This window comes from Nocardiopsis metallicus (assembly GCF_014201115.1).
Taxonomy (GTDB): domain Bacteria; phylum Actinomycetota; class Actinomycetes; order Streptosporangiales; family Streptosporangiaceae; genus Nocardiopsis; species Nocardiopsis metallicus.
On the sequence record NZ_JACHDO010000001.1, the window covers coordinates 375,266 to 397,189 of the forward strand.

Annotated in this window: 21 protein-coding genes; 15 read left to right on the top strand and 6 right to left on the bottom strand. The window is 71.0% G+C overall.

Features of this window, described 5'->3' with window-relative positions; genetic code table 11:
• The first annotated feature begins 171 nt into the window (after positions 1 to 171).
• From HNR07_RS01560 to HNR07_RS01580, 5 genes are all read left to right on the top strand, one after another.
• A complete protein-coding gene (locus HNR07_RS01560; protein WP_184371244.1) occupies positions 172 to 3,492 on the top strand; it encodes a sensor histidine kinase in 3,321 nt (1,106 codons plus the stop codon).
• A gap of 229 nt (positions 3,493 to 3,721) precedes the next feature.
• The gene (locus HNR07_RS01565) at positions 3,722 to 4,123 is read left to right on the top strand and encodes a roadblock/LC7 domain-containing protein (RefSeq protein WP_014909276.1); all 402 of its coding nucleotides are present in this window, start codon (positions 3,722 to 3,724) and stop codon (positions 4,121 to 4,123) included.
• Between the two features lie 98 nt (positions 4,124 to 4,221).
• The gene (locus tag HNR07_RS01570; protein ID WP_239646021.1) at positions 4,222 to 4,638 is read left to right on the top strand and encodes a DUF742 domain-containing protein; all 417 of its coding nucleotides are present in this window, start codon (positions 4,222 to 4,224) and stop codon (positions 4,636 to 4,638) included.
• A 34-nt stretch (positions 4,639 to 4,672) separates the two neighbouring features.
• Positions 4,673 to 5,269 carry a GTP-binding protein gene (locus tag HNR07_RS01575; RefSeq protein WP_017579707.1) on the top strand — a complete coding sequence of 199 codons (597 nt, stop codon included), beginning with the start codon at positions 4,673 to 4,675 and terminating at the stop codon, positions 5,267 to 5,269.
• A 157-nt stretch (positions 5,270 to 5,426) separates the two neighbouring features.
• Positions 5,427 to 7,160, top strand: coding sequence for a DUF885 domain-containing protein (locus tag HNR07_RS01580; protein WP_184371247.1), 1,734 nt, complete (start codon positions 5,427 to 5,429; stop codon positions 7,158 to 7,160).
• Between the two features lie 28 nt (positions 7,161 to 7,188).
• On the opposite strand, the gene HNR07_RS01585 is transcribed toward HNR07_RS01580, so the two are convergent.
• Positions 7,189 to 7,611: a YkvA family protein gene (locus tag HNR07_RS01585; protein WP_184360960.1), complete on the bottom strand. Its 423-nt coding sequence runs from the start codon at positions 7,609 to 7,611 to the stop codon at positions 7,189 to 7,191.
• 57 nt (positions 7,612 to 7,668) lie between these two features.
• Positions 7,669 to 9,102, bottom strand: a complete 1,434-nt coding sequence (locus tag HNR07_RS01590) for an NF041680 family putative transposase (protein WP_184360963.1) — start codon at positions 9,100 to 9,102, stop codon at positions 7,669 to 7,671.
• Positions 9,103 to 9,404: 302 nt separating this feature from the next.
• Here HNR07_RS01590 and HNR07_RS01595 point away from each other — a divergent pair, with 302 nt between their 5' ends.
• The 10 genes from HNR07_RS01595 to HNR07_RS01640 all read left to right on the top strand — a co-directional run bounded on the left by HNR07_RS01595 (position 9,405) and on the right by HNR07_RS01640 (position 17,547).
• Positions 9,405 to 9,656, top strand: a complete 252-nt coding sequence (locus HNR07_RS01595; RefSeq protein ID WP_184360966.1) for a hypothetical protein — start codon at positions 9,405 to 9,407, stop codon at positions 9,654 to 9,656.
• Between the two features lie 227 nt (positions 9,657 to 9,883).
• Positions 9,884 to 10,459, top strand: a complete 576-nt coding sequence (locus HNR07_RS01600) for an HIT family protein (RefSeq protein ID WP_184360969.1) — start codon at positions 9,884 to 9,886, stop codon at positions 10,457 to 10,459.
• 144 nt (positions 10,460 to 10,603) lie between these two features.
• Complete coding sequence (pgsA, locus tag HNR07_RS01605) at positions 10,604 to 11,233, top strand: phosphatidylinositol phosphate synthase (protein ID WP_184360971.1); 630 nt, start codon at positions 10,604 to 10,606, stop codon at positions 11,231 to 11,233.
• Positions 11,234 to 11,316: 83 nt separating this feature from the next.
• Positions 11,317 to 12,267 (top strand): phosphatidylinositol mannoside acyltransferase, encoded by a 951-nt coding sequence (locus HNR07_RS01610; RefSeq protein ID WP_184360974.1) that lies wholly within the window; start codon positions 11,317 to 11,319, stop codon positions 12,265 to 12,267.
• A 77-nt stretch (positions 12,268 to 12,344) separates the two neighbouring features.
• Positions 12,345 to 13,499, top strand: a complete 1,155-nt coding sequence (locus tag HNR07_RS01615; protein WP_184371250.1) for a glycosyltransferase family 4 protein — start codon at positions 12,345 to 12,347, stop codon at positions 13,497 to 13,499.
• A gap of 17 nt (positions 13,500 to 13,516) precedes the next feature.
• Positions 13,517 to 14,017, top strand: a complete 501-nt coding sequence (locus tag HNR07_RS01620; RefSeq protein ID WP_184360978.1) for a hypothetical protein — start codon at positions 13,517 to 13,519, stop codon at positions 14,015 to 14,017.
• A gap of 220 nt (positions 14,018 to 14,237) precedes the next feature.
• The gene (gene pdxS / locus HNR07_RS01625; RefSeq protein WP_017579715.1) at positions 14,238 to 15,149 is read left to right on the top strand and encodes a pyridoxal 5'-phosphate synthase lyase subunit PdxS; all 912 of its coding nucleotides are present in this window, start codon (positions 14,238 to 14,240) and stop codon (positions 15,147 to 15,149) included.
• A 129-nt stretch (positions 15,150 to 15,278) separates the two neighbouring features.
• The gene (pdxT, locus tag HNR07_RS01630) at positions 15,279 to 15,887 is read left to right on the top strand and encodes a pyridoxal 5'-phosphate synthase glutaminase subunit PdxT (protein WP_184360981.1); all 609 of its coding nucleotides are present in this window, start codon (positions 15,279 to 15,281) and stop codon (positions 15,885 to 15,887) included.
• The gene (locus HNR07_RS01635; RefSeq protein WP_184360984.1) at positions 15,884 to 16,630 is read left to right on the top strand and encodes a YebC/PmpR family DNA-binding transcriptional regulator; all 747 of its coding nucleotides are present in this window, start codon (positions 15,884 to 15,886) and stop codon (positions 16,628 to 16,630) included. The genes pdxT and HNR07_RS01635 overlap by 4 nt, the downstream gene beginning before the upstream one ends.
• Before the next feature lie 479 nt (positions 16,631 to 17,109).
• Positions 17,110 to 17,547 carry a DUF4282 domain-containing protein gene (locus tag HNR07_RS01640; protein WP_184360987.1) on the top strand — a complete coding sequence of 146 codons (438 nt, stop codon included), beginning with the start codon at positions 17,110 to 17,112 and terminating at the stop codon, positions 17,545 to 17,547.
• 60 nt (positions 17,548 to 17,607) lie between these two features.
• On the opposite strand, the gene HNR07_RS01645 is transcribed toward HNR07_RS01640, so the two are convergent.
• The 4 genes from HNR07_RS01645 to HNR07_RS01660 all read right to left on the bottom strand — a co-directional run bounded on the left by HNR07_RS01645 (position 17,608) and on the right by HNR07_RS01660 (position 21,853).
• On the bottom strand, positions 17,608 to 18,033 hold the full coding sequence (locus HNR07_RS01645) for a PPOX class F420-dependent oxidoreductase (protein WP_184360990.1): 426 nt from the start codon (positions 18,031 to 18,033) through the stop codon (positions 17,608 to 17,610).
• Positions 18,034 to 18,176: 143 nt separating this feature from the next.
• Positions 18,177 to 19,628, bottom strand: a complete 1,452-nt coding sequence (locus HNR07_RS01650) for an adenylosuccinate synthetase (RefSeq protein ID WP_184360993.1) — start codon at positions 19,626 to 19,628, stop codon at positions 18,177 to 18,179.
• Entirely contained in the window at positions 19,625 to 20,614 is a 990-nt protein-coding gene (locus HNR07_RS01655) for a hypothetical protein (RefSeq protein WP_184360996.1), read from the bottom strand. The genes HNR07_RS01650 and HNR07_RS01655 overlap by 4 nt, the downstream gene beginning before the upstream one ends.
• 72 nt (positions 20,615 to 20,686) lie before the next feature.
• Complete coding sequence (locus HNR07_RS01660; RefSeq protein ID WP_184360999.1) at positions 20,687 to 21,853, bottom strand: molecular chaperone DnaJ; 1,167 nt, start codon at positions 21,851 to 21,853, stop codon at positions 20,687 to 20,689.
• Between the last annotated feature and the right edge of the window lie 71 nt (positions 21,854 to 21,924).

Here is a 21,924-nt window from a genome sequence, read left to right on the forward strand (position 1 = left end):
ATCCCTGGGTTCAACAGCCGTTCGAGGCGGTGACACGAAAGGTTGCGAGGGTCCGTGTCGACACGAGCGACGAAAAACGGGGCCAGCGCGCAGAGCGAGGCAGCGCAGGCCGATAACGCCGATGCCACGCCCCGGCGCAGAGCCAACTGGTGGCGGCCACGTAACTGGCGGGTGCGCTCCCGACTGGTGGCCCTCATCGTCATCCCCACCGCCGTAGCGCTGGCGCTCGGTGGTCTGCGGGTCTACGAGGCCTCGGTCTCCACGGTCACCCACGCGCACATCGAGGACAGAGCCCAAGTGGGTGTCCTGATCGTGGACCTGGCCAACCAGCTGGGCCGCGAGCGCACGGCCAGTGCCGTCTACATCTCCGACAACGCGGACCCGAGCCGGCGTTCGGACGACCTCCGCATGGAGATGGAGGCCCAGCGGGACGCCACCAAGGATCTCCAGATCACCCTGAACGCCCAGCTCGAGGACATGGGCGAGATGGACGGCGACCTCGCGCAGACCCGCCTCTCGGCGATGAGCAGCCAGCTCGCCACTCTGGACGCCCTGCGTGCCGAGGTCGACGACACCCGCATCACGGTCCTCCCGGTCGTCACCAAGTACCGGACGATCGCCCGATCGCTGTCGGACTTCAACCAGACGATCGCGGACGAGACCAACGACACCGAACTGCGTGAGAGCGTCCGTGCTCTCACCGCGCTGTCGAACGCCCGCGACCAGCTCTCCTACGAGACCGCGCTGATGGGCCACTCGCTGGCCCGCAACACGATGACCGGCGGTATCTCCGAGGCCATCGACTCCAGCCGGGCCCGCTACGAGAACGAGATCTCGAACTTCATCCAGGCCGCCTCGCCCGAGCAGCGCGCGGTCTTCGACGAGAACTTCACCGGTCTCGAGGTCAGCCAGGTCTCCACGATGCGTATGCGCGTCATGTACCGCGCGGACCGCAACGACCCCCTCACCGGGGTCACGCCCAACGACGGCCCCGCTGACTACGCGGCCATCGCCGACACCGCGCTGGACCGCCTCCAGACGGTCGAGTCGACCCTGGCCGAGGGCATCGCCGACGACGCCAACGAACTGCGCGACCAGGCCCTGCTCCGCACCGTGATCGACCTTCTCCTGGTCGCGGGCGTGCTCCTGGCCGTCTTCATCCTGACCTCCCTCGTGGTCCGCTCCCTGGTGCGCCCGCTGCGCACCCTGGAGGACGGTGCCCGCCGGGTCGCCGAGCGCGACCTGCCGGACTCCATCAACCGGATGCAGGAGGCCGGAGCGGTCCCCGAGACCGTCAAGGTCACGCCGATCGAGGTCGACACCCAGGACGAGATCGGCGAGGTGGCCCGCGCGTTCGACGACGTCCACCGCGTCGCCCTGACCCTGGCGTCCGACGAGGCCGCGCTGCGCAGCAACGTCAACGCGATGTTCGTCAACCTCTCCCGCCGAAGCCAGACCCTGGTGGAACGGCAGCTGCGTCTGATCGACGGTCTGGAGCAGTCCGAGCAGGACGCCGACCGCCTCTCCGACCTCTTCCAGCTGGACCACCTCGCCACGCGTATGCGTCGCAACAACGAGAACCTGCTGGTTCTGTCCGGCCAGGACAACACCCGCAAGTGGGCCCAGCCCGTCCCGCTGGTCGACGTCCTCCGCGGCGCCGTCTCCGAGGTCGAGCAGTACGAGCGCGTCAACGTGCGCGCACCCTCGCACATCTCGGTGCTCGGCCGCCCGGTCAACGACGTCATCCACCTCGTCGCCGAGCTGGTGGAGAACGCCACCGCGTTCTCCCCCCATGACACCGAGGTGCAGGTCGGTGCCAAGATCCTGGACAACGGAGCCGTGCAGGTCGACGTGACCGACAGCGGTATCGGCATGGCCCCGGAGGACCTGGCGGCGGTCAACGCCCGCCTGGCCGCTCCGCCGGTCATCGACGTCGCGGTCTCGCGCCGCATGGGTCTGTTCGTGGTCTCGCGCCTGGCGCACCGCCACGGCATCCGCATGAGCCTCAAGGAAGCGCACGGGGGCGGGACCACCGCCAGCGTCGTCTTCCCGCCGGACCTGCTCATCACCCCGGTAGAGGGCCAGCACGCCCTGGGCGGGGCCGATGCCCGGCCCGAGCTCTCCGCGGGCGCTCCGGACACCTACGCGGACGCCGAGGCGGCCTTCGCCGCCAGCCCGGCGGTCGACGAGCCCGCCGACCCCTGGCAGACCCAGGACGACGGTGCCGTGGCCAGCGACCTGGGCGGCCTGCCCAAGCGCAGGCCCGGAGGCGGTCGCCCGGACGAGCACCCGCCCAGCGGCCAGGACCTGTGGAACACCACCAGCACCGGTTCGGTCTGGGAGGCTCCCAACCGGGCCGCGGGGCTCTCGCCCAACAACGGCGTGACCGACAACCCCGGCTCCGTTGTGGACCCCTACGACGTTCCGGAGGAGGACGAGCCGCAGCAGCCGCAGCAGCCCCAGCAGGAGCCGACCGGGCGCAGCCTGTTCGACCCCGCGCCCCGGAACTCCGACACGGGTTCGTTCCAGGCCCCGGATACCGGATCGCTGCGCCGTACCCCCGACACAGGCGCCTTCAGCCGCCCGCCGTCGGACACGGGGGCCTTCCGCCGTCCCACCGAGGCCGAGCGTCAGGAGCCGGACTCCTACGACGCCTTCGGCGCCGGTGCGCAGCAGAGCAGCGCCTTCGATACCGGATCCCACACCAACGGGTCCTACGGCGCGGGTTCTCAGGACACCGGTACGCACAGCACCGGTTCGTTCGACAGCGGAAAGTACGGGAGCCCGTCGGTCCCGGTCCGCGGTGACGACAACACCGAGTCCTTCCCGGCGGTCTCCGCGTGGGACACCGGAACCCAGCAGGCTCAGCAGCAGCCCCACCAGGCTCAGCAGCCCCAGCAGCCCGAACCCAACGACACCGGGAACTGGCGAACCGGGGGCGTCGACTCCAGGGAGGGCTACGGCTCCACGGCCTACCTCTCGCGCCGCTACGGTGGCGCGCAGGGCCCGAACAACACCGTCGTACCGCCGACCCCGGCGGGCGAGGGCGCGGACTCGCTGCCGATCTTCGACGCGATCGAGTCCAACTGGTTCAAGCGCCGCTCCGGTGGCCCCACCGTCGACACCACCGAGACCGGTCCGATCCCGCAGGTGCCCGAAGCGGCCCAGCCGGAGGCCCAGAGCTCCCGTCGGGGCGCTGTCCAGCAGCCCGAGCCCAACCCGCGTTCGGAGCAGGAGTGGAACTCCGCGGCGGACCGCGGCTGGAAGGCCGCGCGCACCGCGGCCGAGCCGCTCGCCGGTGGTCTGACCACCTCGGGCTTGCCAAAACGAGTTCCCAAGGCAAACCTTGTTCCGGGGACCGCACCCAAGCCGGAGAACTTCAAGCAGATGCCCACCCGGAGCGCGGACCGAGTCCGCAACCGCTTCTCGGGCTTCCAGAAGGGCGTCCGCGACGGTCGGAACCGGCTCGGCGACAGTTCGACGGAGGAGTGACCCAAGTGGCCAGTGGTGGGACGGGGTCCCTCTTATTCCTGGAAGCCGGATGCAATAGCATCTACCGAGCTTCTCGGACGCACCACACCCATCGCTTGACAGGAGCGGAACACCAGACTCCCGCCCCCCACGGGAGGGGCCGGGTAGTTCGCAAAGGCAGTGCTGTCACATGCCGTGCCGGCGGTAGCAGTGCCAACAGATCGACCGGCGAACTTGGACAGGAGATCAGATGAGTCGACAGGTGAATGAACTCAACTGGTTGATCACTGACTTTGCCGACCGGGTACCCGATGTCGCCCACGCGATCGTCGTCTCCTCAGACGGCCTTCCGTTGGCGTCGTCCGCGGGTTTCCCGGCAGACCGGGCCGACCAGCTGGCGGCTATCGCCTCTGGTCTGTCCAGCCTGACGCAGGGCGCTGCCCGGGTGTTCGAGGGTGGAGCGGTCGCCCAGACCGTCGTGGAGATGGAGCGGGGGCTGATGCTCATCATGGCCATCAGCGACGGCTCCTGCCTCGCGGTCCTCGCGGCGGCCGAGAGCGACCTGGGTCTGGTCGCGTACGAGATGACCCTGCTCGTCGAGCGGGCGGGGCGGGCGCTGACACCAACGGCGCGCACCTCGGGAATCCACTGATCCACCACCGACAGGAGGAAGTGGTGGCACCTCACAGTAGAGATGCCGGGAGCGCCTCGTGGTTCGGACAACAGCCGGGCCATCCCCCCACAGGAGGGATGCCAGCTGTGCCGGGCGGCGGAGATGTTCCTCGACCAATCCAACAACCGTATGACCAACGACCCGCGCCGGGCAGCGCACCCAGTTCGCTGGTGCGTCCCTACGCGGTCACCAAGGGCCGTACGAAGCCGAAGTCTCAGCTTCCACTGGAAGCGCTGATCTCGGCCACAGCGGCGGCCCGGAACGAGTCAGGAACACTGACGCCTGAATGGCAGGCGATCAGTGACCTGTGCCGGGAATGGCGATCCGTGGCGGAGATCTCCGCGCTGTTGCGGATGCCTCTCGGTGTGGCGCGGGTGCTTGTGGCGGACATGTCCGAGCAGGGACTGGTCCAGATCAGGTCCTCGCTCAACAACGAAGCTCGCCCCAACACCAACCTGCTTGAAAGGGTGCTCAGTGGACTTCGCAAGCTCTAGCCCAGCCGAGGAAGGCGGTGCTGGGGGGAACGCGATGACGTCGGTCAAGATCGTCGTCGCCGGGGGCTTCGGTGTCGGGAAGACGACATTCGTTGGCTCCGTCTCCGAGATCGTGCCGCTGACGACCGAGGCGGTCATGACCAGCGCCAGCGTCGGGGTGGATGACCTCGCCAAGACGCCGGACAAGCAGACCACGACCGTCGCCATGGACTTCGGTCGCGTCTCCCTCGACTCCGACCTGATCCTCTACCTGTTCGGTACCCCCGGACAGCACCGGTTCTGGTTCATGTGGGACGACCTGGTCAAGGGTGCCATCGGTGCGGTCGTACTGGTGGACACCCGTCGCCTGGCCGACTGCTTCCCCGCGATCGACTACTTCGAAGAGGCGCGTCTGCCCTTCATCGTGGGCATCAACGGGTTCGACGGTTACTACCCCCACGCCGCCGACGAGGTCCGGGACGCGCTGACGCTCAGCCCGGAGATCCCCATCGTCCAGGTGGACGCCCGTGACAAGGCCTCCACCAAGTCGACGCTCATCACCCTCGTCGAGCACGCGATCACGGTGGGGGACCCCGAGGGCGTGGCCGGGCAGCAGCCCACCTCCACCGGGGGCCAGAACTCCTGGCGCTGACCAGGATCTGTCCCGGGCCGGGGTCCCGCACAGAGCACGGCCCGGTTCCCGCACAACGGGAACCGGGTCCTCGTGCTGCCCGAAACCGTTCCGAGCGTGCCGGGCCGGCTGGCATCATGGCGTGATGAGCTCTTCCTCCCAGCCTGACGCGGCAGAGATGACCCGGCGGTTCCGAGAGGTGGCCGAGCGGGTGCTCGACGCACTTCTCGCCGACGCCCCCGAGTGGGCGCTGGGCCTGGGGGACACCCGAGGGGCGCACCGGCTCACCGACTACTCGGTGGAGGCCGACGCCCGCCGGGGCGACATGCTCGCCGACGCCCTCGGTTCGCTGGACGAGATCGACGCCGACCTCATCTCCGCCGACGACCAGGTCGACCTGGAGATGCTCCGGACCAGGATCAGCGCGGACCTGTGGCACACCTGTGAGCTGCGCCCGCACACCTGGGATCCGCTCTACCACTCACCGGGCGAGGCCGTCTACGCGCTCCTGGAGCGCGACACCCTCCCGGTCCCCGAACGCCTGGAGGCGCTGGCCGCGCGCTGCGCCGCCCTGCCCGCCTACCTGGAGACCGCGCGCGACCGCCTCTCCGAGGGCCCCGGTATGCCCCGCGTGCACGTGGAGACCGCCCTGGGCCAGCTCGAGGGCGCCCGCACGATGCTCGCCGAGGCCGTGCCCGCCCTGGCCGCCGAGCACCCCGAACACGCCGCCGGGGTCGAGCCCGCGCGCACGGCCGCCCTGGCCGCGCTGGAGGAGTACACCTCCTGGCTGCGCACCGAACTGGAGTTCGCCACCGCCGACCCGCGCCTGGGCGCCCGCCGGTTCGCCGCTCAGCTCTGGTACACCCTGGACTCCGAACTCTCCCCGGACGCGCTGCTGGTGCGTGCCGAAAGCGACCTCCTGGCCACGGAGGAGGCCATCGCCGAGGCCGCCGCCGAGTACGCGGACGAACCCCGCCGCCCCGGGCAGGTCGCCGAGGTGCTCTCCGCCCTGGCCGACGAGTTCACCCTCGCCCCCGAGGGCGTCGTCCCGGCCTGCACCGAAGCCCTGGAGCACCTGTACACCCGGGTCCGGGAACTGGATCTGGCCACGGTTCACGACGACCCGGTCAGCGTTATCCCGATGCCGGTCTCCCGCCGCGGTGTGGCGGTCGCCTACTGCGACCCGCCCGGGCCGCTGGACCCGAGCTCCCACTCGCAGACCACCCGTCTCCCGCCGCCACCACCGAACGAACCCCTGCGGCGTCAGCCGACCTTCATCGCCGTGGCCCCGCCGCCCGAGGACTGGCCCCTCGAGCGCCGGACCTCCTTCCTGCGCGAGTACAACGCGGGCATGCTGCGCAACCTGATGGCCCACGAGGCACTGCCCGGCCACGCACTCCAACTCGCCCACGCCGCCCGCCACCGGGGACACACCCGGGTGCGCTCGGTCCTGATGAGCGGCACCTTCATCGAGGGCTGGGCAGTCCACTCCGAGCAGGTCCTGGCCGCGCACGGGTGGTCCGGGGAGAGCACCCCCGACACCCGCCGCGCCAACCTCGCCCTGCGCATGGTCCAGCTCAAGATGCGACTGCGGGCCGTCCTCAACGCGATCCTGGACGTGCGCGTGCACACCGGGGACATCACCGAGGAGGAAGCGATCACGCTGCTCACCGAGCGCGGCCACCAGGAGGAGGGCGAGGCGGCCGGAAAGTGGCGGCGCGCCCTGCTCACCAGCGCCCAGCTGTCCTCGTACTACGTCGGCTACGTCGAGGTCTCCGACATAGCCCGGGATCTGGCCGAGGCCCGTCCCGACGAGCCGCTGGGCCGGATCCACGACGCCATGCTCGCCCACGGCAACCCGTCTCCCCGCCACCTGAGGACCCTCCTGGGCCTGCGGTCTCCGGACCTGTGAACGCGCAACCGGACCGCGGCGGCGGGGTTCAGCGCCCCGATGGGCTGATCCCGGCCATACGGGCCAGAGCGGCGAGGCCGTCGTCGGTGCCCGGCCAGTGGGAGCGCACCGCCTCGAACCCGGCGCGGCGGACCACGCTGCGCAGGACGAACACCACCACGATGGCGTCGTCGGCGTAGCCGAGCACCGGGACGAAGTCGGGCACCAGGTCGAAGGGCGCGGCCAGGTAGGCCAGCAGCAGCGCGAGCCGTATCCGGACCCCGCGGGGGAGGGCGCGGTCGGCGGCCAGCCGCCGGATGAGCCGGAGCGCGTCGGGCAGCAGACGCAGCGCCTCCCGGAGCAGCCCGCCCCGGGGCCGGGCCGCGAACAGGGCCGCGACGAGCACGAGCCAGCTCAGCAGTAGGGCCGCGGTCACACCGATGAGCAGATCCCACCAGAACGGACCCGTCATCGCCGCTCCTGACTGCCTCTGGCCGGTGCCGGACAGCGGCCCACTCTAGCTTGGCGTTTAACCTGCTTGCTTGGCTCCGGGGTGCCCCGTAGTGCCCGTTTTGTTCTTCTTGGGAACCCCGTATCGGGGAGCTGGACGCTTGTTCTGGCTCCCCACCGGACGCCCCGGACCAGGCCCGCAGGATTTCGGTGCACCCACACACACCGGCAGGTCAGCGCGAATGTACCGAAACCCCCGACGCACCCGCGCCGGACTCATCCGGTCCGCTTCCACCAGCCGATGCCAGGGCAATCTGACCTGACGCGCCAACAACCGGGCCAGACGTAGCTGGGTATAGGCCACCACGACCAGCCAGGACCACCGGTCCGCCGATCGCGGGTCCCGTAGCCGGGGTGCGTTCCACCCCAACGACTGTTTGAGGAAGCGGAAGGTGTGCTCGATGTCGAACCGGCGCAAATAAGCCCACCACATCTGACTGACCTGCTCTGAGCGCATGCCGGTGGCTGAGGACCACAACCACAACGGTTTGGGATCGCGCCGCGAGGGCAAAGCCTGCACCTGCAACAACACCAGGGTGCCCTCGATCACCGGTAGCTCACCGGGGTGCTCGGCCCAGGCTGAGCGGTGGGTCAGCCGGGGATGCATCCGATCCCAGGAGCGCGCGGTGGCACTGCCGTAGCGGCGGGTGGCAGCGGTGGTCACCGTCTCCGGCTCGGGCCAGGTATCGGGGGCGGCCATCCGTAGGGCAGCCCCGTGTTTGGGCGGGCGCCCGTTGGCTGAGATCGGTCGGTGCTCGGCTGGGCCGTAGAGCACCCGGTTGGAGGGCAACCGGCCCACCACCTGAACGGGCAGATCAGCGAGCAGATAGGCCAGACGAGGACTGTCATAGCCCGCGTCAACCACCACCACAATGTCGGGATCGCCCTGCTGGTGGTGTTCAGCCCTGATCAATCGGGCGATCAGCTGGCGGACTTGGTGGGCGGTGACGGTGGTGGGGTCCTCGTCACTGTGCAGGCGGCGCAGGTCCAGGGGCGCGGTCCAGGAGGTGGAGCCCTCTTCCAGTGCGACGATCATGGAGTAGGGCCAGCCCGGGACCATCTCGGCCTGGCCGGTGCCGCGCCCGTAGGTGTGGCACCAGGCCCGGTCAGGGCTGGTCCAGGCGTCCGGGCGCAGCCAGGGGGAGACATCGCAGGCCAACACGATGCGCCCGTGGAAGCGGGGCAGGGGCAGCGAGGCCAGGATCGATCGCAGTTGGGTGGTGTCGATGCTTCCGTGGGCCAGGGCGGCGTAGGCCGAGCCGTGGCCGCGGTGGTGTTCGGGCTCCAGGGAGAGTTGTGCCAGGTGGCGCACGGGGGTCGGGGTGCTGACCAGGGCTTCGCAGACCTCGAAGAGGGCGTCAGCACGTGTGGTCAGGCAGGCGTGGAACTGGGAGCGGAATCGGGCCAATGTCGACAGTGGCTCGACAGGGGTGTGCTGGTGCAGCAGACTCATGGTGACGGCCTTCGTTGTGATCAGGTGTGTTCGTGGTTGAAGCACATGATCACGCGAAGGCCGTTGTGCTGTCCGGGAAACAACGAAGCCCGTGACCGGGACGGTATCCGGTCACGGGCTCGAGGTTAAACGCCAAGCTAGACGCGGTGTGGGTCTCTTGTCCTGTTGGCGTCCCGCTCCACGCGCCTCCTCCAGCGGGTCCCCTCCCTTCTCCGACGTCAGTCGCCGTTCCCCGCCAAGGCCCCTCTCGCGGCGGGGAGCCGCTCTCGGCGGATTCCGAGTGGGCGCGGCGGGTCGGGGGCTTGCGTGCGCTCCCGGGTTTCCCGGCCGACCACACGGAGAAGGGCGACCGGAACCGTCTCGCCCACCTGGAGCGGGCCGGGGCGGTGCTGGACGAGCTCGCCCCCGAGCGGCTCACCGGGGACGAGCGGGCCGGCCTCGCGCTGCCGCGGACCGAGCTCGAACGGCGTCGCGGCAGGGCAGGACGTCAGTCCGGCACCCTTTGGGGTGTGTGCCGCAGGGGTGATGCCGTGTTCGCGGTCAGGCTCTCGTGAACCTCAGCGATTCCCACTCTTCCTGGGTTGGTGGCCGGAGTCCCCTGCTCTTCCAAGCAGGGGAGGATGTCAACTGCGCACACTGCTCGCCCCTCCCACCCCCCGGTCGTGACCGCTAGCGCCCGGTTCCGCCGACCGCCTCCGACGTTTTCCCCACCAGGCGCTTCTATGCTGGAGTGCGCAGCACGAGCAGTACGAATCGGTCAGGCGAGGGGAACGGACAAGCCATGCGCGGTGCCGACGACGAGCCCGGGAACCAGGGAAACGACCTCCCCGAAGCGAGGACCGGGACGCGTGACGGGTACGAACGGCTCTGGACCCCGCACCGCATGGCCTACGTCAAGGGCGAGGGAAAGCCCACCGGCCCCGGCGCCGACGACGGCTGCCCCTTCTGCCGCGCCCCCGGCCTGGCCGAGGAGGAGGGACTCGTGGTGGCCCGCGGCAAGTCCGCCTACGTCGTCCTCAACCTCTACCCCTACAACAGCGGGCACCTCCTGGTGTGCCCCTACCGGCACGTCTCGGAGTACACCTCGCTGGACGAGAACGAGACCGCCGAGGTCGCCGAGCTCACCCAGACCGGCATCCGGACACTCACCGAGGCCTACCGCCCGCAGGGCTTCAACGTCGGGATGAACCTCGGTACCGTGGCCGGTGCCGGGATCGCCGCCCACCTCCACCAGCACATCGTGCCCCGTTGGGGCGGCGACACCAACTTCATGCCGGTGATCGGCCAGACCAAGGTCCTGCCCGAGATGCTCGAGCAGACCCGTTCCCGGCTGGCCGAACTCTGGACCCGGGAGTGAGCCCGAGCCCGCCCCTGCCCCGCCTGATTCCCCACACCGACCGGCGCCCCTAGGCCGACGCCACCCCCAGCAGGTGCGGTTCCCGCCCCCACGACCCTTCCCGCCCTACGATCACAAGAAGACATGCTGAGAATCCTTCGCCCCATGATCTCAAGGGTCACCGCTCCGCTCGGCCGGAGCCTGGCCCGCATCGGCCTGACGCCGAACATCGTCACCATCATCGGTGCGACCGGTGTCGTCGTCAGCGCCCTCTACTTCTATCCGCGCGGCCAGCTCTACGCGGGCTCGGTGATCATCACCGTCTTCGCGCTCTTCGACATGCTCGACGGCGCGGTCGCCCGCGCCAAGGACAGCGCCAGCGCCTTCGGCGCCTTCCTCGACTCCAGCCTGGACCGGGTCGCCGACGCCGCGATCCTGGCCGGTCTCATGTGGTGGTTCGTGGGTGAGGGCGACGACCCGATGCTCGCTGGACTCACCCTGTTCTGCCTGATCAGCGGCTTCATGGTGTCCTACATCAAGGCGCGGGCGGAAGGCCTGGGCGTCAACTGCGACGTCGGCGTGGCCGAACGCACCGAACGCCTGGTGATCGTCCTGGTGGCGGTCGGGCTGAGCGAGCTCGGGGTCCCTTACATTCTCGCGGGCGGCCTGTGGCTGCTGGCCGGGATGAGCCTGCTCACCATCCTCCAGCGCCTCGTGGAGACCCGCGCCCGCCTCAACGACCCCGGCTACGCCGGTGGCGAGGGCGAGGACGAGAAGACCAGCAACGGCGCCTGAGGCCCCGGCCGGACGGGCCTCGGGACACGCAGGACAGGCAACACGGACCGGGAGAACGGTCCAGGGAACACGAGGGAAACGACGTGGACGAACGCATGGCCGACCTGGCCTACTCGGCGGGGTGGACGTTGGTCCGCCGCTCACCCGAGCGGGCCGGGCGGGCGGTGTTCCAACGCCTGGCCGACCGGGCCTGGCGCACCCACAACGACGGCACCCGCGGCCTGGAGCGCAACCTGCGCAGGCTCGTCGGCCCGCATGCCACGGACTCCCAGCTCAGGGCCTTGTCCAAGGCCGGGATGCGCTCCTACATGCGCTACTACTACGAGATGTTCCGACTGCCCGCCATGGGCCGGGAGCACATCCTCGCCAACACCCGCCAGCGCGGGGTGGAGGTGCTGGAGGAGCACGTCCGGTCCGGGCGGGGGGTCGTGGCGGCGCTGCCGCACATGGGCAACTGGGACCACGCGGGCGCCTGGATCGCCGCCCGCGGTACCCCGCTGACCACCGTCGCCCAGCGGCTCAGCCCCGAAAGCCTCTTCCAGCGGTTCACCGCCTACCGGGAGTCCCTGGGCATGGAGGTGCTACCCCTGACCGGCGGGGCCGCCAACACCGTCGGGACGCTGGCCCGCCGTCTGCGCGAGGGCGGGCTGGTCTGCCTGCTCGCCGACCGCGACATCAACGGCACGGGACTGGAAGTGGACTTCTTCGGTGAGAAGGCCCGGATGCCCTCCGGCCCCGCCGCCCTGGCCCTGAACACCGGGGCCGCCCTGATGCCGGTCTCCCTCTGGTACGACGGCCCGCGCTGGAACATCCGTATCCACGACGAGATCCCCGTCGCCGCCGAGGGCACCCGCACCCGGCGGATCCAGGACACCACCCAGGAGCTGGCCCGGGTCTTCGAGGGCGCCATCGCCCGCCACCCCGAGGACTGGCACATGCTCCAGCCCGTGTTCAGCGCCGACCACGACGCCGACCGGGCCCGCCGCCGCGAGATCGAGGCGGCCACCTGGCACGGCCTGGAACAGCGGCGGTGATCCGAGCGCTGTCACGGAGGCGGGTACCGGCGCAGGGCCGAGAACCCGGGGACGAACGGGAGAAGGGCTGGACCGGGATGCGGGTCGGGATCGTCTGCCCCTACGCCTGGGACGTCCCCGGCGGGGTCCAGCAGCACATCGGCGACCTCGCCGAGGCGCTCACCGCCATGGGCCACGAGGTCTCGGTGCTCGCCCCGGTCGGCGACGCCGACCACACCCCGCCGCCCTACCTGGTCCCGGCCGGGCGTCCCGTACCGGTGCCCTACAACGGCTCGGTGGCCCGCCTGAGCTTCGGCCCGCGCACCGCTGCCCGGGTCCGCAGATGGATCGCCGAGGGCGGGTTCGACGTCCTGCACATCCACGAACCCGCCGCGCCCAGCGTCTCCCTGCTCGCCTGCTGGGCGGCGGAGGGGCCCATCGTCGCCACCTTCCACACCTCGAACCGGCGATCCCGGGCCATGGCCGCCACCTCCACCGCCCTGCGTTCGGCCCTGGAGAAGATCAACGCGCGCGTGGCGGTCTCCGAGGCGGCCCGGCGCACCCTGGTCGAACACGTGGGCGGAGACGCCGTGCTCATCCCCAACGGCGTGTCCGTGCGCCGCTTCGCGCGCGCCGAACCCCTGCCCGGCTGGCCGGGGGAGGGCGGCTCCATCGGCTTCCTGGGCCGCCTGGACGAACCCCGCAAGGGTCTGGCCATCCTGCTGGCGGCCTTCACCCGGATGGCCCCGCACCGGCCCGGACTGCGCCTGCTGGTGGCCGGACCGGGCGAACCCGACCTGTCCGGGGTTCCCGAGCCGCTGCGCGAGCGGGTGGTGCTCCTCGGTCGGCTCGGCGACGCCGACAAGGTCCGCGCCTACCACTCCGCGGACGTCTTCTGCGCGCCCAACCTGGGCGGGGAAAGCTTCGGCATCGTCCTGACCGAGGCGATGGCCGCCGGGGCCGCCGTCGTCGCCAGCGACATCCCGGCCTTTGCCGCCGTACTGGACGGCGGCGGCGCCGGAGAACTCTTCCGGGTCGGCGACCCCGACCACCTGGCCGAACGTGCCGGGGCCCTGCTGGACTCGCCCGAACTCCGCGCCCGCCTGTCCGTGGCCGCGCGCGAGGCGGTGCGCGCCTACGACTGGGACACCGTGGCCGCCGACATCGCCCACGTGTACGAGACCGTCCTGATGGGGGACGGCGAGAGCGGCGAGGGCACCGACGTCGTACGCCTCAGGGGTGGTCGGCCCTGATCGAGGACGTCGGTTTCGTGAGCGCGGTCGCCGCGGTCCTGCTCGCCCTGGTCCTGCTCAGCTTCTACCTGTCCTGGCGGGCCACCCGGCTGGACCGCCTCCACCACCGGGTGGAGACCGCGCGCGCCGCCCTGGACGCGGCCCTGCTGCGCCGGGCCGCCGCCGTCCTGGACCTGGCCGCGGACCCCGGACTCGACCCCCTGACCGCGAAATCCCTGTCGGTCGCGGCCAATCACGCACGGCGCGCCGGGGACGAGGAACGGGAACTCGCCGAGAGCGAACTCTCCCGGGAACTGCGCGCCGCCCTGCACCCCGCCCCGAAGGGCCCCTCCCGGGACCGGCTGGCCGAGGTGGCGGTCGCCGCGCGCGGGGTGCACCTGGCCCGCGTCTTCCACAACGACGCCGTCTCCGACACCCGCCGTGCCCGCCGCTCCCGCCTGGTCCGCCTCCTGCGCCTGGCCGGTACCGCCGCACTGCCCGACTACTTCGAGATGGACGACCGGCCGCCGCAGCGCTGAAAACGCCGGTGCGCGGACACCGAACGGACAGCGTGGCCAGGCCGCACCTGCCAATACTCCAGCCTGGCCAAAGGTCACAAACAGGGTAGAACTAGGATGGGAGGCTGGTCGACCCAGGGTGCGCGGCGCCGACGGTGTCCGTGTACCCACGCGTGACCGCCGAGCCCGCTGCCCTGAGTCCGCACTGTCCGCTCAGCCGAAGAAACGGGAGCCCACCACCGTGGCCACCAACGCATCGAACACCTCCGACAACGCCGTCGGTACCCAGCGCGTCAAGCGCGGCATGGCCGAGCAGCTCAAGAACGGCGTCATCATGGACGTCGTCACGCCCGAGCAGGCCAAGATCGCCGAGGACGCCGGTGCCGTCGCGGTCATGGCCCTGGAGCGTGTGCCCGCCGACATCCGCAAGGACGGCGGCGTCGCCCGCATGTCCGACCCGGACATGATCGACGGCATCGTCGAGGCGGTCTCCATCCCGGTCATGGCCAAGGTCCGCATCGGACACTTCGTCGAGGCCCAGGTCCTGGAGTCCCTCGGTGTGGACTTCATCGACGAGTCCGAGGTCCTCACCCCGGCCGACGAGGCCTACCACATCGACAAGTGGGCGTTCACCGTCCCCTTCGTCTGCGGCGCCACCAACCTCGGCGAGGCCCTGCGCCGGATCGCCGAGGGCGCGGCCATGATCCGCTCCAAGGGCGAGGCCGGTACCGGTAACGTCGTCGAGGCCACCCGCCACATGCGGTCCATCAACGGCGAGATCAAGCGCCTGGGCACCCTGGACGAGCCCGAGCTGTTCGGTGCCGCCAAGGAGCTGCGCGCCCCGTACGAGATCGTCAAGGAGGTCGCCCAGCTGGGCAAGCTCCCCGTGCCGCTGTTCTCCGCCGGCGGAGTGGCCACCCCCGCCGACGCCGCGCTGATGCGCCAGCTGGGCGCCCAGAGCGTGTTCGTCGGTTCGGGCATCTTCAAGTCCGGTGACCCGGCCAAGCGAGCCGACGCCATCGTTCAGGCGACCCTGCACTACGAGGACCCGTCCGTCATCGCCCGCGTCTCGCGCGGCCTGGGCGAGGCCATGGTCGGCATCAACCTGGACGAGCTGTCCGACTCCCAGCGCTACGCCGGTCGCGGCTGGTAGCGGCAGTAGACAGGGCGATCGGACGGCGGCCGGGCGGTGGAAGGGAACCCTTCCGCCACCCGGCCGTCCCGCCCTCACCCACCATCCACCTCCTCCCCACACAGCAAGACCCACAGAGTGAGGCCGTACTTGACCGCCAGACCCACCATCGGCGTCCTCGCCCTCCAAGGGGACGTCGCCGAACACGTGCACGTCCTGGAGACCCTGGGCGCGGACACCGTGAAGGTCCTGTCCGCCGACCGCCTCGACTCCGTCGACGGCCTGGTCATCCCCGGCGGGGAGTCGACCACCATGTCCAAGCTCGCCGTGCGGTACGACCTGATGGAGCCGCTGCGCAAACGCGTCGCCAACGGCATGCCGGTCTACGGCACGTGCGCGGGGATGATCATGCTCGCCGACCGCGTTCTCGGGGGTACGGCCGACCAGGAGACCGTCGGCGGTATCGACATGACGGTGCGCCGCAACGCCTTCGGCCGCCAGACGGAGTCCTTCGAGACGGGCGTGCACGTCGACGGCATCGGCGAGGACCCCTTCGACGCGGTGTTCATCCGCGCCCCCTGGGTGGAGTCCGTGGGCCCACAGGTCCGCGTCCTGGGACGCGTACCCGGCACGGACGAGGCCGGTAGGATCGTCGCCGTACGACAGGGCGGCCTGATGGCGACGTCCTTCCATCCCGAACTCACCGGCGACACGCGTATCCACCGCCTCTTCGTCGACATCGTGAAAGGACACCCATGAGCGGCCACTCCAAGTGGGCCACCACCAAGCACAAGAAAGCCGTCATCGATGCCAAGCGCGGCAAGCTGTTCGCCAAGCTGATCAAGAACATCGAGGTGGCCGCGCGTACCGGTGGTGGGGACCCCGAAGGGAACCCGACGCTCTACGACGCCATCCAGAAGGCGAAGAAGAACTCGGTGCCCGCCGACAACATCGAGCGCGCCCGCAAGCGCGGCTCCGGTGAGGAGGCCGGTGGCGCCGAGTGGCAGACCATCATGTACGAGGGCTACGCCCCCGGCGGCGTGGCCCTGCTCGTGGAGTGTCTGACCGACAACCGCAACCGCGCCGCCTCCGAGGTGCGCGTGGCGGTCACCCGTAACGGCGGCAACATGGCCGACGCCGGTTCGGTGTCCTACATGTTCAACCGCAAGGGCGTCGTGATCGTGCCCAAGGAGGGCACCACCGAGGACGACGTCACCCTGGCGGTCCTGGAAGCCGGGGCCGAGGAGGTCGAGGACCTCGGCGAGGCCTTCGAGATCGTCTGCGAGGCCACCGACCTGGTCCCGGTGCGCACCGCTCTCCAGGAGGCGGGCATCGACTACGAGTCCGCCGACTCCAGCTTCCTCCCGAGCATGGAGGTCCCGGTCGACGCCGAGACCGCCAAGAAGGTCATGCGGGTGGTGGACGCCCTGGAGGACTCCGACGACGTCCAGAACGTCTTCACCAACGCCGACATCCCCGACGAGGTCATGGCCGAGCTCTAGAGCCCGGTCCGAACGGGAACACGCGTCAACGCCTGTGGCCGCACCCCGCTCAGGGGCGCGGCCACAGGCGTCCCTCAGGAAAACTCCGGACGCGGTGCGGGGTGGTCACGGGTGCTCGATTCCGACCTCGAGGCCGGTCAGCCCCCCCGCTCCTCCGTGTAGGTGTCCAGACCGTGCGCGAGTACGCGGGCGAGGCGGTGTCCCTCCGCGCCTGGCCCCTCCGCGCCTGGTCCCCCCACGCCCGTAGACCAGTCCCGCTGGACCCTGGTGCCGGTTCCCGCGCCGAGGGGCTCCAGCCCAGAACCCCGCACCCGGGACGAGCATGAGCGCGGTGGTCGCGGTTCGGACCAGCCCGCAGGCGGGCTCTGGGGCGGGTGACCGGATGAGTACAGTTCGTTGAGTCGGCCGCCCCTCCCCACGGGCGGTGCGGACTCTGACCGAGACGACACCTGAGACGACAGACGAGGAACAAAGAGACCATGACCAATCCCCCCGGATACCCCCAGGACCCCTCCCAGCAGCCCTACGGCCAGCAGCCGCAGTCCGGCGGGTACCAGGGCGGCCAGTACCAGCAGCAGCCCGCCGCCGGGTACACCCAGCCCGCGCCCTCCCGAACCGGGTTCTTCGGGGCGCTGTTCGACTTCTCCTTCCGGGAGTTCATCACCGCCCGGATCATCAAGGTCGTCTACATCCTGTGGCTGATCATGATCGCCATCGGATTCCTGTTCGGGCTGATCTCCGCCATCGCGATGATGGGCGACGACGACTTCGGCTTCCTCGGCGTCCCCATGCTGATCGGTACCTTCGTCGGAACCGCGATCTCCGTGCTGCTGTCGCGGATCGTCCTCGAGCTGCTCATCGTGGTCTTCCGGATCAGTGAGGACCTCAACGCCATCCGCAAGCGCGGAGGTATGTAGCCCTCCCACGGGGGGCCGGCGCCGGACCGCTGCCGCCGGCCCCCGTCCCGCGCCCGTGGACTAGCCGGTCATGTCCATGGCGGCCACGACCTTGGTCGGTCGGATCCGCACGACGAGCTCGCCGGGCACGCCGTTGCGGCGGCCGAATGCCTCGGCCCGCTCCGGGCCCATGTACCGCCGGGCGATCTCGGTGGCGGTGCGCACCAGCTCGTCGGGGTCCTCGGAGACCTCCGCCATCCCCTGGACCTGCACGAAACCGAACGGCGGCTCCTCCAGGTCCACCAGCAGCGTCAGCCGGGGATCGCGGGCGAAGGACCTGCCCTTGGCGCTCTGGCTGCCGGTGTTGAACACCAGCCCGTCGTCGTCGATGGTGAACCAGACCGGTGCCACCAGCGGACGGCCGTCCGCCGCTGTGTAGGCGACCTTTCCCGTGCGGGTGCCCTTGAGCAGGAAGTCGCGGACCTCGGGATCGGAGAGTGAGCTCATCGCACCAAACTAGATCGCCCGCCGCCCGGGCCCGGGCCCGACACGCACGGCGCCCGCAGACCCGGTCCAGCGGAGTACCGGTTCCGCTCAGGCCCGAGCGCGACCGCCCGGAACCCCTCCCGGGCTTCGGGGCCGACCCGGGTTCAGGCGACTCGGTGGCGGGCCGGGGGCGTTCTCCGGGGGAAGGCGCCCACACGGGGTAGGCGGCGGACCGGGAGGTGGGCGTCGTCCCTCGTCGGGCCAGTGAAGACCGCCTCCAACGGCAGGTTCAGGGCGTCGGCGACCGTGGTGGGCACCTCGCCCGGGGCCGGTTCCAGCACCGGCCGGGCCGCGGTCAGCAGACCGGTCAGTCGGGCCTGGCGGGCCAGGTCGGGGGAGTCTCCCGGAGCGATCCGCAGCGGGGTGCCGTCAGCCAGTTCGTACCCCACGCACCAGTGGAGCTCCCGGCCCAGCCGGGCGGGGGCGTCGGCGTGCGTGACCACCAGCGAGTCCACCCCGCCGGTGGCCTCCAGCGCGTACCGGAGCGCGACCAGATCCAGGTGGCCCACCCGGAACCCGCCCTGCCAGGGGTGGGTCCGGTTGTGCCGGTCGGCCAGCCGTCCGGTGAGCAGTACGTCCTCGGTGACCATCGGTCCGGCGCCGTGCCGGGTGGCGAAGGTGCGGGTCACCCCGATCCGGCGGGCGCCGTCCGCGCGGCCCGCCTCCGCCAGCAGCGCCAGCGGGTTGACGGTGGTGGTCGTGGACCAGGTGGTGTACGGGTGGAAACCGTGCCACTCGTCGAGCAGCACCCCCTGCGCGCCCTCGAACACCACCGGGGCGCGGGCCAACAGCCGGTGCAGGTACCGCTCGTCCACCAGCCGCACCCGCTCCGCGAAGGCCCGGTAGGCGGCCAGGCACTCCTCCAGGTCGGGAAGGGGCTCGGGTCCTCGCCCCGTGTCCGCAGCACCCGCCCCCGCCGCTTCCGCGCCCTCGAACGGGGCCGGAGCCTCACCCGGCGACGAAACTCCGACCGGCTCCGATTCCCCCGCCAGGACCGACGCCAACCGGTCGGCCAGGCGCTCCAGCTTGCGGCGGAGCAGCTCCGGGGAGGCGCAGTCGCCGACGGTGGGCGCCTCCGCGGGGTGCTCCAGGGCGTAGGCCATCGTCTCGCCCACGCCCATCCCGCACGAACCGTGCCGGTCCCGGCCGCGCGCCCGCTCCCGCGCCCGGTTGGCCGCGGCGTGCCACGGGGTACTGATCAGCGCCCGCCGGTCCACCGTGACCAGCGAAAGCGGGTCGGGCACACCGAGGGAGGCCAGGTGCCGGGCCTCCGCGGCCAGCGCGAACGGGTCCACGACCACGAACCGGGACAGGTGCGTGGGCACCGGGCCGCCCGGGGCGAGCGTACCCGCTCCGAACTGGGAGAACGTGTGGTGTCGACCATCGGGGGCGACCACGTTGTGCGCGGCCTGGGCGCCGCCGTTGGCCCGCACCACCGCGCCGTATCCGCCCCGCGAGCACAGCAGGTCCACGGTCACGCCCTTGCCCGCGTCACCGAAACCCAGGTCGACCACGATCGCGTGTTCCGGCGCCCGCGCATCCGTCCGCCCGTTCACAGCCGGTCCACCCCCGGACCGTCACCGGCCAGCTCCCCAACGCCCGAGGAGGTCGAGACCGGGCCGCGTCCACGGGCCAGCGGACGCAGCGCCTTGCCCACCGCGTCGGCCTGGTCGGATCCGGCCTCGGCCAGGTCCCTCAGCCCCTCGTCCAGGTCGATGGCCTCCTCGCTCAGACCCACCGTGAGCGCGATCGTCTCGCCGGCCGCGTCCAGGTCGTCCAGCAGGATGAGGTTCTGGCCCATGTGCCTCTCCCAGAACTCCCGTACCTCGTCGCTGCGGTAGTGGAAGCTGCCGGTCGGCAGGATGAAGTACACCTCGAACTTGCGCCGCAGCTCGGCCAGGACCGTCGGGAACGGGATGTCCTCGGCCAGGTCGTCGCCGATCACCTCGCGGACCTCGCGCGCCTTCACCGCGCCGTAGGCCTTCTCGTCGCCGATGATGAACAGGTAGCCCCGGCGGCCCCGCTTCTCCAGGCAGTCCATGGCGGTGTGCCGGGCCATGAAGTACATCGCCAGCTCGTAGGACTCGGTCACCTGGCCGCCGCCCCCGCCCTCCAGCAGGGTGTTGCCCAGGTCGTCCTCCAGTTCGTTGCCGGACTCGAACTGGCCGACCTGGAGCGGCGCCCGGTCGCAGGTGGCGTCGCCGATCGCGCCGAACATGATCTGCGGGTCCGCCACGTAGCCCTTGCGCAGGAGCAGACCGAACAGGTCGGGGAGCTTGGTCTGGAGGGTGCGCGGCACCCGCCCCATGGAGCCGGTGACGTCGAAGAGCACCGACACCGCGAGCGAGTTCGGGTGGGCGTCGGAGTCACGGCTCTCGCGGACGGCCACGCCGTAGGGATCGAGTGAGGGGTGGACCGTCCACTCGTGCCGCGGGGCCCTGGTGGTGACGTTGTCGTGGTAGTCGAAGCTGCTGATTCCGGCGGAGTCCTGATAGGCCCGCCGCGCGTGGTAGGCGTCGGTGGACCAGCTGCTGCTTCCCATTGCTGTCTCCTTCTCCTTGCGGGGGTCGGTGCGGTGGTGGTCGGGACGGCGCGGGTCAGGGCCGAGTAGGGGTCACGAAGGCAGGTGGAAGGGGCGGAACCGGCGCGGTCCGAAACATCGCTCCAGTGCCTCGTCGAGCTCGCCGAGCAGTGCGAACGCGTCATCGGGCCGACGCGCGGGCGCGGGCAGCGAACAGCCGCGCGCGAACGCCTTCAGCCGCGGGGGCAGCCGCCCGCCGGTCACGAACTCCATGCACCTGGTGGCCATGTACACGTCGGTGGCGGGCCGGGCGGGGCCGCGGTCGGCGACCTCGGGCGGGTACATCTCCTCGCGGTTCGGGACCATCGCCGGGACGTGCTGGGCCGTCGGCGTCCGGTGCCGAGCGGTGTGCGGTTCGGTCGCGGCCACCGAGTAGCACCAGTCCACCAGGACGAGCCCGTGCGCCTCCGGGTGGATCATGACGTGTTCGGGGACGACCGACCCGTGCACGACACCGGCTCGGTGCGCGTTGCCCAGGGCCGCCAGCAGGCGGCGCCACATCCACGCGGCGTCGCGCGGGTCGATCCCGTCCGGGCAGGCCCGCCGCACCTCGGCCAGGGTGTGGAATCCGCTCAGAAGTCCCAGCACGTTGCCGCGCCTTTCCACCCCGGTCGCGGCGTCGCGGTGCCGGACGGACTCCACCAGCTCCGGGACGAAGGCCCGGTAGCGCTCGGCGCCGTGTTCGCGGATCCGGCGCAGCGCGGTGGCCTCGGCCAGGAGCAGGTCGTTGTCGATCGGGGCGTGGGGGAGTTTGAGCACCCCGTCCCGCCAGCGCCCCTCGGCGGGCGAGCGCCTGCCCGCGTGCGGCTCCGGGGCCCGTGCCTGCTCCCGCCAGCGCACCGGGTGCAGATCGGCCACGTCGCCGCTGACCAGGGCGCCGCCCTGACTCACGTGGTAGGTCCGTTCCCGGGTCGCGATCGTGATGTCGTCGAGCCCCAGACCGCCCTCGGCCGCCTTCCGGTAGTACCGCCAGGCCTCGGTGAGCCTGGCGAACCCGTTGGCCGCCTCGGTGCTGCGCCCGACCGGCGCGGCGTCGGGGTGCAGCAGCCGGGCCAGGCGCCGGTACTCGGCGGTGGCGCCCGCTGGGAGCGTCCCGCCGACCGCGGGCAGGGGGCCGAACAGCGCGGCGGGATCCGCGGCGAGGTCCAGGGCGCTCAGGGCGGCGTCGAAACCGCCTCGGGTGTGCTGTTCCGTGCTCATCCGGACTCCCTTCACCGGGTACCGCTCAGGAGGTGCTGTTGAGGCGGGTGCCGTTGTCGTGTGCGCCGTTG

Coding starts and splice junctions, on each gene's coding strand:
- HNR07_RS01565 (WP_014909276.1), top strand. CDS start 3,722: ATGAGTCGACAGGTGAATGAACTCAACTGGTTGATCACTGACTTTGCC.
- HNR07_RS01570 (WP_239646021.1), top strand. CDS start 4,222: ATGCCAGCTGTGCCGGGCGGCGGAGATGTTCCTCGACCAATCCAACAA.
- HNR07_RS01575 (WP_017579707.1), top strand. CDS start 4,673: ATGACGTCGGTCAAGATCGTCGTCGCCGGGGGCTTCGGTGTCGGGAAG.
- HNR07_RS01580 (WP_184371247.1), top strand. CDS start 5,427: ATGACCCGGCGGTTCCGAGAGGTGGCCGAGCGGGTGCTCGACGCACTT.
- HNR07_RS01585 (WP_184360960.1), bottom strand. CDS start 7,611: ATGACGGGTCCGTTCTGGTGGGATCTGCTCATCGGTGTGACCGCGGCC.
- HNR07_RS01590 (WP_184360963.1), bottom strand. CDS start 9,102: ATGAGTCTGCTGCACCAGCACACCCCTGTCGAGCCACTGTCGACATTG.
- HNR07_RS01600 (WP_184360969.1), top strand. CDS start 9,884: ATGCGCGGTGCCGACGACGAGCCCGGGAACCAGGGAAACGACCTCCCC.
- pgsA (WP_184360971.1), top strand. CDS start 10,604: ATGATCTCAAGGGTCACCGCTCCGCTCGGCCGGAGCCTGGCCCGCATC.
- HNR07_RS01615 (WP_184371250.1), top strand. CDS start 12,345: ATGCGGGTCGGGATCGTCTGCCCCTACGCCTGGGACGTCCCCGGCGGG.
- HNR07_RS01635 (WP_184360984.1), top strand. CDS start 15,884: ATGAGCGGCCACTCCAAGTGGGCCACCACCAAGCACAAGAAAGCCGTC.
- HNR07_RS01640 (WP_184360987.1), top strand. CDS start 17,110: ATGACCAATCCCCCCGGATACCCCCAGGACCCCTCCCAGCAGCCCTAC.
- HNR07_RS01645 (WP_184360990.1), bottom strand. CDS start 18,033: ATGAGCTCACTCTCCGATCCCGAGGTCCGCGACTTCCTGCTCAAGGGC.
- HNR07_RS01655 (WP_184360996.1), bottom strand. CDS start 20,614: ATGGGAAGCAGCAGCTGGTCCACCGACGCCTACCACGCGCGGCGGGCC.
- HNR07_RS01660 (WP_184360999.1), bottom strand. CDS start 21,853: ATGAGCACGGAACAGCACACCCGAGGCGGTTTCGACGCCGCCCTGAGC.